A 12,789-nucleotide genomic window follows, 5' to 3' on the forward strand; every position below is an offset into this window, starting at 1 on the left:
GGGCCCGATGACCGAGGGGCGCGACGAGGCCGAACGCACCCGCCGCGCCGAGCTCGTGCTCAAGCTGCGCTCGCGCGGCGTCCGCGACATGCGCCTCCTGCGCGCGATCGAAATGATCCCGCGGACGCTGTTCGTGCGCGCCGAGCACGCCGAGGTCGCCTACGCCGACCGTGCCCTCCCGATCGCCTGCGGGCAGACGCTCGAATCGCCGTTCCAGATCGCCGCGACGACGGAGGCGCTGGGCGTCGGGGAAGCCGACGTCGTGCTCGAGGTCGGCTGCGGCACAGGCTACCAGACGGCGATCCTCGCCAGCCTCGCGAGCCGCGTCGTCGCGATCGACCGCTGGCGCGGGCTCGTCGAGGCGGCGGAGAAACGCCTCGAGCGGCTTGGGGGCGCGGCGAACGTGGCCTTCGTCGCCGCCGACGGCCTTCAGGGCCGCGCGCCCGAGGCGCCGTTCGACCGCATCCTGATCTCCGGCGCGGTGCTCGCGCCGCCGTCGGCGCTGCTCAACCAGCTGAAGCCCGGCGGCGTGATGCTCGCGCCGATCGGGCAGGGCGCGCGCCTGCGTCTCACGCGCTTCCGCAAGGGCGCGAACGGCGACGTCGATGACAGCCTCATCGGCTTCGTCCGCGCGGCCCCCATGACGCCGGGGCGAGCTGCCGCTCTCTGAGGGCGATCCGCCAGCTCGGGCGAAACCGGCGCGCGTTCTTCCCTTCTCCCCTTGCGGGAGAAGGTGGCGCGAAGCGCCGGATGAGGGGTCGTCTGGGGCATCCTGAACATCGACGAGGGCGGCCCAGACGACCCCTCACCCCTAACCCTCTCCCGCAGGCGGAGAGGGGGGCCGCGACGGCGCGCTTTGATCGGCATCGCCGAACCTCGCGTCGCCGCCCGCCCGCCACCCGCCCGCCGCCGCTCGCCCCTTCGTGAAAAGACTTGCGGCGCCTTCGTGGCTTTTCGCCTCGAAGCTAACCGTATGTTTACCTCAACGCCTCTTTACTACGTTCATGTTGGTCGAAGTCGTTGCGAGTGTCCCACATGCGTAATGTCGTTCCGTGCCTCCGCGCCAAGCTGCTGGCGCGGGCCGCTCTCATCGCCTTCGCCGCCAGCGGCGTGGCCGCCTGCAGCTCGGACTCCAGCCGCTTCGGCGAGTCCCCGTTCTCCAACCCGTTCGCGTCGGCCTCGTCGTCGGAGCCGACCTACCGGGCCCCGGCCGAGCCGCGCTACACCGGCACGGTCCGGGCGGCTCCCACCAGCCGGATCGAGCGCGCGCCGCTTGGCGCGCCGAGCCCCGCCCAGTCCGCGCCGATGCGCGGCTTCGGCGGCCAGCAGAGCGCCAACCAGCCGCGCTCGGGCTCCTATGAGCCGCAGAGCACCGGCTCCATCCCGTCGGTCTCCCGCACGGCGATCGCCCGCCCGGCGCCGTCCGTCTCCGCGGCGTCCTCCAACTGGAGCGCCGAGGGCGGATCGACCGTCACGCTCGCCCAGGGCGAGAGCGTCCACACCCTGTCGCAGCGCTACGGCGTGCCGGCGAGCGCCATCATGCAGGCGAACGGCCTGTCGAGCGCCAACGCCGTCGGCCCCGGCTCCCGCGTCGTGATCCCGGTCTACTCCAGCGGCGGCTCCCGCATGGGCGCCGCGGCCCCGGTGATCGAGGCTCCCCGCGTCGCCGCGGCCCCTCAGGCCGTCGAGGCTCCCCGCATGGCGGCGGCGCAGGCTCCGGCCCGCGGCGGCGTGCACACGGTCGCTCCCGGCGAGACGCTGTCCTCGGTCGCCCGCCAGTACAACGTTAGCCGCACGGCTCTCGCCGAGGCCAACAACATCCCCTCGGAGACCATGGTCCGCAGCGGCCAGAAGCTCTCGGTGCCGGGCGCCGGCCAGCAGATGGCGGCGGTGAAGCCCGTCGCGCCGGTCGCTCCGCCGGCCGCCGTCAACGGCCGCGAGCCGAAGATGCAGTTCGTTCAGGGCGCCCAGCCCAAGGGCGCGGCCCCCGTCGCCGCCCCGGTCGCGCCCGTCGCCCCCCCGGCGGTCCGCACGGCCCAGGCCGCTCCGGCGCTGAAGCCGAGCGTCCCCGGCGCCGACCCGCAGGCCCGCGCCTTCGCCGGCGCGCCGTCCAAGCCGAGCGCCGCGCCCGAGCCGTCCGAGCAGGTCAAGACCGCCTCGATCAAGGTCGACGCCACCCCTGAGGCGGCGCCCTCCGGCCCGTCCTTCCGCTGGCCGGTCCGGGGCCGCGTGATCTCCGGCTACGGCTCGAAGGCGAGCGGCGCGACCAACGACGGCATCAACCTCGCGGTGCCCGAAGGCACCGACGTGAAGGCCTCCGACGACGGCGTCGTGGCCTACGCCGGCAGCGAGCTGAAGGGCTTCGGCAACCTCGTGCTGATCCGCCACTCGAACGGCTGGGTCACGGCCTACGCGCACAACAGCGCGCTCGAGGTGAAGCGCGGCGAAACCATCCGCCGCGGCCAGATCATCGCGAAGTCCGGCTCAACCGGCAACGTGACCTCGCCCCAGCTGCACTTCGAAGTCCGCAAGGGCGCCCAGGCGGTGGACCCGATGCAGCACCTCGCCGGCATCTGACGCCGCGCTCCAGATCGACATGCGAACCCGGGCGGCCGAGAGGCCGTCCGGGTTTCGCGCTTTTAAGGCTGATGTCTCGAGCTTCCTTCAACGCCCTCATGCTGAGGAGCCGGCCTTGAGGCCAGCGTCTCGAAGCACGCAATTCTTTCCCGTCGCGTGCAATGGGCAGTGCGTGCTTCGAGACGCGCCTGCGGCGCTCCTCAGCATGAGGGGCGAGGAGGTGAGGGCGGGCGAAGAGCGGTTGGGCTACTCCCCCAGCCGCCCCGCGAGGTCCTGCACGAACTGCCACGCGACGCGGCCGGAGCGGGAGCCGCGGGTGGTGGACCATTCCAGCGCCTCGCGGCGGAGCTGTTCCGGATCGGCGTTCAGCCCGAGGTGGTCGACGTAGCCCTTCACCATGGCGAGGTACTCGTCCTGGCTGCAGCGGTGGAACCCGAGCCAGAGGCCGAAGCGGTCCGACAGCGAGACCTTCTCCTCCACCGCCTCGCCGGGGTTGATCGCGGTCGAGCGCTCGTTCTCGATCATCTCGCGCGCGAGCAGATGGCGGCGGTTCGACGTGGCGTAGAGCAGCACGTTCGCCGGCCGGCCCTCGACGCCGCCGTCGAGCACGGCCTTCAGCGACTTGTACGAGGTGTCTTCGGCGTCGAACGACAGGTCGTCGCAGAACAGCAGGAAGGGATAGGGCGCCGGCCGCAGCAGGCCCATCAGGACGGGAAGCGATTCGATGTCCTCGCGGTGGATCTCGACGAGCTTCAGCGGCGGCTTGCCCTCCGCGACCAGCGTGGCGGAGACGGTCGCATGCGCGGCCTTCACCAGCGAGCTCTTGCCCATGCCGCGCGCGCCCCAGAGCAGCGCGTTGTTCGCCGGCCGCCCACGCGCGAAGCGCAGGGTGTTGTCGAGCAGCTGGTCGCGGACGCGATCGATCCCCTTCAGCAGCACGAGATCGACGCGCGAGACCGCCGGCACCGGCTGCAGCCGGGTCTCGCCTGCGTTCCACACGAAGGCGTCCGCGGCGTCGAAGTCCGGGGTCTGCGCCTTCGGCGGCGACAGCCGATCGAGCGCCTCGGCGATGCGCAGCAGCAGCGCGTCGCGGGTGTCGGTCGCGGGCATGGAGTAGAACGGGTCGGACACGGAGCTTGCCTCTGGGTTGCGGGGCGCAAAGCTGCGGCCGTCGTTATCGCGGGGCGGGAGACGCGTCCACAACGGCGCGGGCATGGCCGCTCCCCCGGCGCCGCCTGTTCGACGAAGGGCGCAGGCGCGTCCCATCCGAGCCGTGATTTGATTTGTTAAGGCCCGTGGCTATAGTCCGCGCGCTTTCGCCGGGGCGCGCGCTCCGGCTTTTCCGCGAAGGTTGAAGCCGGCTCCCCTGAGCGAGGCGCAAAACCCCGCCACCGGAGCCTAAGATGTTCAGCACTCCCGCTTTTGCCCAGGCCGCCTCGGGGGCTCCCGGCGGCACGGACTTCCTGATCCAGATCCTGCCGTTCCTGCTGATCTTCGTGATCATGTACTTCCTGATTCTGCGTCCGCAGCAGAAGCGGGTGAAGGCGCATCAGGAGATGATCAAGAACGTTCGCCGCGGCGACACGATCGTGACCTCCGGCGGGCTGATCGGAAAAGTGATCAAGGTGACCGACGATTCCGAGGTGCAGGTCGAGATCGCGGACAACGTGCGTGTCCGCCTGTCCCGCGCGATGATCGCCGAAGTCCGCGCCAAGGGCGAACCCGTGAAGACCGACGCGGCTTGATCGGTATCGATCAGGCTTGAGACGGCGAGGCCGCGCGACAGCATGCTCCATTTCTCCACCTGGAAGACGGCCGCCATCGGCGCCCTCTGTCTGCTCGGCGTCATCTTGGCGTTGCCGAACGTGCTGCCGCAGTCCGTCCGCGACAGCTACCCCAGCTGGTTCCCGGCCCGCACCATCGTGCTCGGCCTCGACCTGCAGGGCGGCTCGCAACTGCTTCTGGAAGTCGACGGCGAGGCCCTGAGGAAAAGCCGCGCGGTCGGCCTCCAGGAAGAGGCGCGGCGCGTGATGCGGGAGGCCCGCATCGGCACCACCGGGATCGACCTCAACGGCATGACGGTCGCCGTCACGCTGCGCGATCCCAGCGATCTGGCGAAGGCGCAGGAGCGGCTCCGCACGCTCGCCCAGCCGATCGGCGCTTCCGCCTTCGCGCCGGGGACGGGTCAGCTCGACCTCGAGGTCGGCCAACGCAACGCCAACGTCGCGACCGCGACGCTGACCGAGCAGGGGCTGCAGGCCCGCGTCCGCCAGGCGGTCGACCAGTCGCTCGAGGTCATCCGGCGCCGCGTCGACCAGCTCGGCACGGTGGAGCCGTCGATCCAGCGCCAGGGCGCCGACCGCGTGCTCGTGCAGGTGCCAGGCCTCGCGGATCCGCAGCGGCTGAAGGACATCCTCGGCCAGACGGCGAAGCTCGAGTTCCGGCTCGTCGATCCGAACTTCCCGATCGGCCAGCCGCCGTCGGGTCCGCTGCCGGCGGGCTCGGAGCTGATGTACGAGGGCGCGAGCAACGACAATCCGGGCATCCCCGTGGTGGTCGAGCGCCGGGTCATCGTCTCCGGCGAGGACCTGACCGACGCCCAGCCGGGCTTCGACCAGAACAACCGCCAGCCGATCGTCTCCTTCAAGTTCAACACCCGCGGCGCCCAGGCCTTCGCCCAGGTGACGCGCGAGAACGTCGGCCGGCCCTTCGCGATCGTGCTCGACGACAAGGTGATCTCCGCGCCGCGGATCAACGAGCCGATCACCGGCGGCTCCGGTCAGATCTCCGGCAACTTCACCGTCGAGAGCGCGAACGACCTCGCGGTGCTGCTGCGCGCGGGCGCGCTGCCGGCCCCGCTCAACGTGGTCGAGGAGCGCACGGTCGGCCCCGGCCTCGGGCAGGACTCGATCACCGCCGGCACCCGCGCCACCTGGGTCGCCGCGATCTTCGTGATCGTGTTCATGTTCGCGACCTACGGCGTGTTCGGCTTCTTCGCGAACATCGCGCTCGTCGTGCACGTGGTGTTCATCTTCGCGCTGATGTCGCTGCTCGGGGCCACGCTGACCCTGCCCGGCATCGCGGGCATCGTGCTGACCATCGGCACGGCGGTCGATTCGAACGTGCTGATCTACGAGCGCATCCGCGAGGAGTTCCGCGCCGGCCGCACCATGGTCTCGGCGATCGAGAGCGGCTTCAAGCACGCTTTCGCGGTCATCGTGGACTCGAACTCCACCATGGCGATCGCGGCCATCATCCTGTTCCTGCTGGGATCGGGCCCCGTCCGCGGCTTCGCGGTGGTGTTCCTGCTCGGTATCCTCACGACCGTGATCACCGCCGTCACCATGACGCGCCTGATGATCGCGCTGTGGTACCGCCGCACCCGTCCCACCACGATGCCGTTCTGAGGGACGCCCGATCATGCGTTTGATCCGACTGTTCCCCGACGACAGCAAGTTCCGCTTCGTCCGCTGGCGCGTGCTGAGCTTCCCGTTCTCGGCCTTCATCACCGTCACCACGGTCGTGCTGTTCCTGACCGTCGGCCTCAACTTCGGCATCGACTTCACCGGCGGCACGCTGATGGAGATGCAGGCGAAGTCCGGCCAGGCCGACCTCGCCGCGGTGCGCTCCGCCGCGCATTCGTTCGAGGCGGGCGAGGTCGAGGTGCAGGAGTTCGGCCAGGGCGGCCAGGTCTCCGTGCGCTTCCGCACCCAGCCCGGCGGCCAGGCGGCGCAGGACGCGCTCGTCACGAAGGCGCGCGCGACGTTCCAGAACGACTACGAGATCCGCCGCGTCGAAACCGTCGGCCCGCGCGTCTCGGGCGAGCTGGTGCAGTCCGGCACGCTCGGCGTGGTGCTCTCGATCGTCTCGGTGCTCGTCTATCTCTGGTTCCGGTTCGAGTTCAATCTCGCGCTCGGCGCCGTCATTGGCACGCTGCACGACATCGTGCTCACGGTGGGCTTCTTCCTGATCACCCGGGAGGAGTTCAACATGACCTCGATCGCGGCGATCCTGACCATCGTCGGCTACTCGCTGAACGAGACGGTGGTGGTGTTCGACCGCACGCGCGAGCTGCTGCGGAAGTACAAGAACATCCCGACCGAGGAGCTGCTCGACCTGTCGATCAACTCCACCATGTCGCGCACCGTGATGACCGCCACGACCACGGCGCTGTCGCTGCTCGCGCTGGTGCTGTTCGGCGGCCAGGCCATCCAGGGCTTCGCCAACGTGATGCTGTTCGGCGTGGTGATCTGCACCTACTCCGCGATCTTCGTCTCGACGCCAATGCTGATCTACCTCGGCGTCAAGACCTCCGCCCGCGCCGCCGCCGACGCCAAGGCGGAGGCCGAGGCGAAGGCGGCGCAGGTTCGCGCCTGATCCGATGGCGGCCCCCGACGACGGCCGCCATCTGCCGGGCGCGCACCTGATCGACGCCTACGGCGGCGGCGGCTTCCGCCTCGCCGACCTGTCGCACCGGGGCTCCCTGCTGGCGCTGCCGTCCGGCATGTGGGCGTGGCCCGTGGCCCACGCGTCCGAGCTCGACGAGGCGGCCTTCGCGCGGGTGCTTGCGGAGGCCGACGCGATCGACACGCTGCTCGTCGGAACCGGCGCCGACATCGCGCCGTTGCGTAAGCCGGTGCGCGAGGCGCTGCGGGCCGCCGGCCTCGTGGTCGAGACCATGGCGACCGGCGCCGCGGCGCGGACCTGGAACATCCTGATCGCGGAGAAACGCCGCGTGGCTGCGGCGCTGATCGCCGTCGCCTGACGCGGGCGGGCCCGGAGAGCCGCCTTTGACCGAGCCGTCCCAAGACCTGTCGAAGGACCCGGTGGGAAGCCTCGTCCGCGACCTGGACTTCGACCGCTACGCAGCGAGCCTGTTCGCGCCGGCGGCGGCCCGGCCGCATCTGCTCGCGCTCGCCGCCTACGATCTCGAACTCGCCCGCGTGCGCGATGTGGTCTCCGACCCAATGCCGGGCGAAATCCGCCTGCAGTGGCGGCGCGACGCGCTGGCGGAGCCCGAGCGGGCCGACGCCATGGCGGACCCCGTCATGCGGGCGTTGGAGGCCGCCATCCGCCACGGCGCGCTGCCGCGTCCCGCGCTGGACGGGCTGGCCGAGGCCCGCATCGCCGACCTCTATGACGACCCCATCGCTTCGGTCGACGAACTGACCGCCCGGCTCGGCGAGACCCATTCGGTCCCGCTCCGCCTCGCGACGCTGATCCTCGCCGGCGGCAAGGACCCCGGCGGCGCCGACGTCGCCGGCCATGGCGGCGTGGCGCTCGGCCTCACGCGGCTGCTGGCGGCGCTGCCGGCGCAGGCCGCGCGCGGACAGCTGCTGCTGCCGACCGACCGCATGGCGGCCCATGGCGTGCGGCGGGAGGACGTGATCGCCTGGAAGGCGAGTCCGGGCCTCGCAGCTTTGCTTCGGGAGCTGTCCGGCCTCGCGCGCGGCCACCTCGCGAGCGCCCGCGCGGCCTTCGACACGCTGGAGCCAGCGGCCGCTCCGGCGTTCCTCCCGCTCGCCCTGCTGGACGGCGACCTCAAGGCGCTCGACCGCCGCGCCGACCAGCCGTTCGCGCCCCGCACGCGGCCGGCGATCTGGCTCAGGCTGCTCCGCCTGTGGCGGGCGAGCAAACGCGCGCGGCCGTTCTGACCCCGTGGCGAGGGAGCTGCGTGCTTCGAGACGCGCCTTCGGCGCTCCTCAGCATGAGGAGGTTTTGAGCAGGCTCAGGTTTCCTCATGCTGAGGAGGCCGCCTAAGCGGCCGTCTCGAAGCACGCAGTTCGGCCACTTGCACACGATCTCGGCCGCCGGGCTCATGGGTTCAGGAATTCCGCTGCGCTTCAGCCGGAACGACGGCGCGTCCGTGTCGCGTTGAGGGCTGGAAACCTCACAGCCTCTCCAGCGCTTCCTCGTCCTCGTCCGGCCCGAGCGCTTCGAGAATGGGGACCGCGGCCTCGAGCATCGGTAGGATGTCCTCGATCTTGCTCGCGACGATGTACGGCACGTCGAGGCCCTGGCGGATGAAGCCCTCGGCCTGCATGTGCTCGATCAGCGTCAGGAGCGGAGTCCAGAAGCCGTCGAGGTCGGCGATCAGGATCGGCTTGTCGTGGCGGCCGAGCTGCGCCCAGGTGAGCTGCTCGACCAGCTCCTCGAGCGTGCCGACGCCGCCCGGCAGCGCCACGAAGGCGTCGGAGCGCTCGAACATCAGGCGCTTCCGCTCGTGCATGTCGGCGGTGACCACGAGCTCCTGGACGTCCCCCAGCATCACCTCGCGGTCGACGAGGAACTGCGGGATGATCCCCGTGACGTGGCCGCCGTTGGCGAGCGTGGCGCGCGCGACGGCGCCCATCAGGCCGATGTTTCCGCCGCCGTAGACCAGCCGGACGCCGGCCTTGGCGAGCGCGACGCCGAGCGCCGTGGCGTTTTCGATGTGTTCGGGGCGGGCGCCGGGGCTGGAGCCGCAATAGACGCAGACAGTCTGGATTCGGTTCATGCTTTGGATTTGGGGGTTGGACCATGGCGGGGTCAAGACGATCTGGCGAGGATCGGGCCGCTGCTTCGTCACTCGATCAGCGAGACCAAAGAGTCGTGCACGCAGACCTAAGCCGTTGTAGGACAGTGCGATTGAAGTCTGTGTGACGGTCCGGCGGCATGTATCGGGCCGTGCGCGGAACGTTCGGGGACATGTGGGGACGATGGATCAGGCGGTGAAACGGGGCTTTGCGGCCGGCTTCGTGTTGGTCGCGGCGGCGGTCGGCGTCTATGGCTGCCAGCGCGCCTCGTCCCCGACCGCTCCGAACCGCCAGGCCGAGGCTCCGGCCGCTCCGGACGCCGCGCCCGCGCCGGGCGCGCCCTCCGCGGCGCTGAAGCCGCAGCCCGCCGCGCCCTCCGCCGCACTTAAGAATCCGGACGTTCCGACGCTCGCGGCCCCGTCCGGCGGGACCGCCGCCGCCCCGTCGCCGGCCGCTCCGGCGGCCCGGGCGCCGGCCGATCCCGCCAAGCCCTCGTTCGACGTGGTGCGCGTGGAGCCCTCGGGCGAGATGGTGGTGGCCGGCCGCTGCGTCGCGAACTGCGCGGTGGCCCTGACCGCGAACGGCAAGACGCACGAGAGCGCCAAGGCCGACGCGCAGGGGCAGTTCACGATGACGCCGGCGCCGCTGGCGCCGGGCGACTACCAGATCGGCCTGACGGTGACGCAGCCGGACGGAAAGACCATCGTCTCCGAACAGACCCTCACCGTGTCGGTGCCGAAACCGCCGTCGAAGGACGTCGTGGTGGTCCTGAACAAGCCCGGCGCGCCGTCACAGATCCTGCAGCGCCCGGACAGGGCGCCGGCCGATCCGAAGGTGGCGGGCGCGGTCGACGCCGCCGGTCAGCCCGCCTTCGCGCCGGCCGCGGCGTCGCCTGCGGCCGCGCCGGAGAGCGCCCGCGCGGCGGCCGGAGGCAAGCTCGCGATCGTGGCGGTCGAGACCGAGAACGGCCGGTTCTTCGCGCAGGGCTCCGGTCCGGCGGACGGTCGGCTGCGGCTCTACCTCAACAATGCGCCGGTCGCGTCCGCCACCATCGGCGGCGACGGCCGCTGGTCGCTCCGCGTTGAGCGCGGTCTTGCGCCGGGGTCCTACGTCGTCCGCGCCGACCAGCTCGATCCGAAGAGCGCGCAGGTCGTCGCGCGCGCCGAAGCGACCTTCACCTACGCCGGGTCGCCGGCGGCCGGCGCGCCCCTCGCGAGCGCCGGCCCGGCCGGCCAGCCCTCGGCAACCCAGCTTTCGGGAGCCCAACCATCGGCGGGCGCCGCCGGCGCCGCGACCCCCTCGGCCCCTCAGACGGCGGCGGCGACGCCGGCTCCCGCCGCATCCGACGCGGCGAACCCTGTGGTCGGCGCGATCGGCGCGGTGAAGGTCGAGCGCGGCGACAGCCTGTGGCGCATCTCGCGCTCGAACTACGGCGCCGGCGCCCGCTACACCGTCATCTACCAGGCGAACGATGGCCAGATCCGCAATCCCAACCTGATCTATCCCGGCCAAGTCTTCGTACTTCCGAACGAATCCGCTGACGGACAGACGCCGCCGGCGCGTCCCTGACGGCGGGAGGCCGCTGACCGCGAGACGGACCGCCGCTTGCGGTTCGGCGTCGCGCTCCCTAACTCCGGCCTCGCATGACCTTCGTGAACACCTCTCTTTCCCGGTCGCCGTCGCGCTCCGGCCGTTTCGTATGAGCGGGCTGGATCCGGCCGGGACGAAGGTACGCGCGGAAGGCTTCGCCTTCTTTCGGACCATGCGCGCCCTGCAGCCCTTCATGTGGCCAGGCGACCGGCCGGACCTGAAGCGGCGCATCGCGGTCGCGGTCGTCCTGCTGGTGCTGACGAAGCTCGTCACGGTCATCGTGCCCTATGGCTTCAAGTGGGCGACCGACGCGCTGACGCGGATCGCGAACGGCGAGGCCGCGCCGGTCGGCGACGGGTTCGCGGCCTTCGCGCTCGGCGCGCCGATCGTGATGGTGGTCGCCTACGGCCTCGGCCGGGTGTCGATGGTCGGCCTCGCGCAGCTCCGCGATGGCATCACCGGCGCGGTCGTCATGCACGCCGTCCGCCGGCTTGCGCTGCTCGTGTTCCGGCACATCCACCGCCTGTCGCTGCGGTTTCATCTCGGCCGCCGCACCGGCGCGATCAGCCGCATCGTCGACCGCGGCCGCAACGCCATCGAAACGCTGACCCGCACCGCGCTGCTGACCGTCATCCCGACGATCCTCGAGCTCGCGCTGGTGCTGGGCGTGCTCGCCTACCAGTTCGACTGGGTCTACGCGGCGGTCGTGGGCGCCATGGTCGTCGTCTACATCGGCTTCACCTACATGGCGACCGAGTGGCGCCTCGGAATCCGCCGCGCGCTGAACGAGAACGACACCGACGCGAGCGCCAAGGCGATCGACAGCCTGCTCAACTACGAGACGGTGAAGTACTTCGGCAACGAGGAGCGCGAGGCCGCCCGTTACGACCGGGCGATGGGCCGCTACGAGGCGGCCTCGATCCGCGCCTACACCTCGCTCGCCTGGCTGAACACCGGCCAAGCGCTGATCTTCACCGCGGGCCTGACGGCGTGCATGGTGATGGCGGTCGGCGACATCCGCGCGGGCCGCAACACGGTCGGCGACTTCGCGCTGATCAATGCCATGATGATCCAGCTCTACGTGCCGCTGAACTTCATGGGGTTCATCTACCGTGAGATCAAACAGTCGGTCACCGACCTCGAGCAGATGTTCAGGGTGCTCGGCGAAGACCCTGAGATCGCGGACGATACGGACGCGCGCCCGCTCGCCGTCTCCGGCGGCACGATCCGCTTCGAAAACGTGTCCTTCGCCTACGACCCCGAGCGGCCGATCCTGAAGGGCGTGTCGTTCGAGGCCCCGGCCGGCAAGACCATCGCCATCGTCGGGCCCTCCGGCGCGGGCAAGTCCACGATCTCGCGGCTGCTCTACCGCTTCTACGACGTCGGCTCCGGCCGCATCACCATCGACGGCCAGGACATCCGCCGGGTGACGCAGGAGAGCCTCCGCGGCGCGATCGGCATGGTTCCGCAGGACACCGTGCTGTTCAACGACACGGTTCGCTACAACGTCCGCTATGGCCGCTGGGACGCGAGCGACGCCGAGGTCGAGGAGGCGGCGCGGCTGGCCCAGATCGACGGTTTCATCCGCACCATGCCCAAGGGCTACGAAACCGAAGTCGGCGAGCGCGGCCTGAAGCTCTCGGGCGGCGAGAAGCAGCGCGTAGCGATCGCCCGCACGATCCTCAAGGCGCCGCCGATCCTGATCCTCGACGAGGCCACCTCGGCGCTCGACAGCGCGACCGAGATGGAGATCCAGGACGCGCTGGAGAGCGTCGCCCGCGGGCGCACCACGCTGGTGATCGCGCACCGGCTGTCGACCGTGGTCGCGGCCGACGAGATCCTGGTGCTGGAGGCGGGACGCGTCGCCGAACGCGGGACCCATACGGAGCTGCTGGAGAAAGGCGGGCTTTACGCCAGCCTCTGGAACCGCCAGCGCGAGGCCGACCAGGCCCGCGAGCTGCTGGCGCGGATGGGCGAGGATGGGCCGTCGCGCGGCGGAGATGCGCCGGACGAGGAGCCTGCGCCGCGCCGCCCGGCGGCGGACGCGCTCGACGAAGACCTTCGGCCCGACGCGGCGGAATAGCCCGCCGGTTGCGGCGTCGCGGCC

The 12,789-nt window shown here is 71.1% G+C and carries 11 protein-coding genes; 9 read left to right on the plus strand and 2 right to left on the minus strand.

What is annotated here, in order from left to right; genetic code table 11:
* Positions 1-7: 7 nt before the first annotated feature.
* Positions 8-670: a protein-L-isoaspartate(D-aspartate) O-methyltransferase gene (locus tag K244_RS0102715; protein WP_020184707.1), complete on the plus strand. Its 663-nt coding sequence runs from the start codon at positions 8-10 to the stop codon at positions 668-670.
* Between the two features lie 365 nt (positions 671-1,035).
* Positions 1,036-2,577 carry a peptidoglycan DD-metalloendopeptidase family protein gene (locus tag K244_RS0102720; protein ID WP_020184708.1) on the plus strand — a complete coding sequence of 514 codons (1,542 nt, stop codon included), beginning with the start codon at positions 1,036-1,038 and terminating at the stop codon, positions 2,575-2,577.
* A gap of 246 nt (positions 2,578-2,823) precedes the next feature.
* Here the strand turns inward: K244_RS0102720 and K244_RS0102725 are convergent, their stop codons facing one another.
* Positions 2,824-3,687 (minus strand): ATP-binding protein, encoded by an 864-nt coding sequence (locus K244_RS0102725; RefSeq protein WP_020184709.1) that lies wholly within the window; start codon positions 3,685-3,687, stop codon positions 2,824-2,826.
* A 293-nt stretch (positions 3,688-3,980) separates the two neighbouring features.
* Here K244_RS0102725 and yajC point away from each other — a divergent pair, with 293 nt between their 5' ends.
* Genes yajC through K244_RS0102750 form a run of 5 tightly spaced genes read left to right on the plus strand, consistent with a single transcriptional unit; the run spans position 3,981 to position 8,231 of the window.
* A complete protein-coding gene (gene yajC, locus K244_RS0102730; RefSeq protein ID WP_020184710.1) occupies positions 3,981-4,322 on the plus strand; it encodes a preprotein translocase subunit YajC in 342 nt (113 codons plus the stop codon).
* Positions 4,323-4,364: 42 nt separating this feature from the next.
* On the plus strand, positions 4,365-5,984 hold the full coding sequence (gene secD / locus K244_RS0102735) for a protein translocase subunit SecD (protein WP_020184711.1): 1,620 nt from the start codon (positions 4,365-4,367) through the stop codon (positions 5,982-5,984).
* 13 nt (positions 5,985-5,997) lie between these two features.
* Positions 5,998-6,954 (plus strand): protein translocase subunit SecF, encoded by a 957-nt coding sequence (gene secF, locus K244_RS0102740; protein ID WP_020184712.1) that lies wholly within the window; start codon positions 5,998-6,000, stop codon positions 6,952-6,954.
* A 4-nt stretch (positions 6,955-6,958) separates the two neighbouring features.
* On the plus strand, positions 6,959-7,342 hold the full coding sequence (locus K244_RS0102745) for an MTH938/NDUFAF3 family protein (RefSeq protein ID WP_020184713.1): 384 nt from the start codon (positions 6,959-6,961) through the stop codon (positions 7,340-7,342).
* Between the two features lie 25 nt (positions 7,343-7,367).
* Positions 7,368-8,231, plus strand: coding sequence for a squalene/phytoene synthase family protein (locus K244_RS0102750; RefSeq protein ID WP_020184714.1), 864 nt, complete (start codon positions 7,368-7,370; stop codon positions 8,229-8,231).
* A 236-nt stretch (positions 8,232-8,467) separates the two neighbouring features.
* Here K244_RS0102750 and K244_RS0102755 read toward each other — a convergent pair whose 3' ends face one another.
* Positions 8,468-9,073: a TIGR00730 family Rossman fold protein gene (locus tag K244_RS0102755; RefSeq protein WP_020184715.1), complete on the minus strand. Its 606-nt coding sequence runs from the start codon at positions 9,071-9,073 to the stop codon at positions 8,468-8,470.
* A gap of 214 nt (positions 9,074-9,287) precedes the next feature.
* On the opposite strand from K244_RS0102755, the gene K244_RS21375 reads away from it, so the two are divergent.
* Positions 9,288-10,661, plus strand: coding sequence for a LysM peptidoglycan-binding domain-containing protein (locus K244_RS21375; protein WP_155931540.1), 1,374 nt, complete (start codon positions 9,288-9,290; stop codon positions 10,659-10,661).
* Between the two features lie 130 nt (positions 10,662-10,791).
* Entirely contained in the window at positions 10,792-12,765 is a 1,974-nt protein-coding gene (locus tag K244_RS0102765; RefSeq protein WP_020184717.1) for an ABC transporter ATP-binding protein/permease, read from the plus strand.
* Positions 12,766-12,789: the final 24 nt, after the last annotated feature.

It is taken from the genome of Methylopila sp. 73B, from assembly GCF_000526315.1.
GTDB lineage: Bacteria > Pseudomonadota > Alphaproteobacteria > Rhizobiales > Methylopilaceae > Methylopila.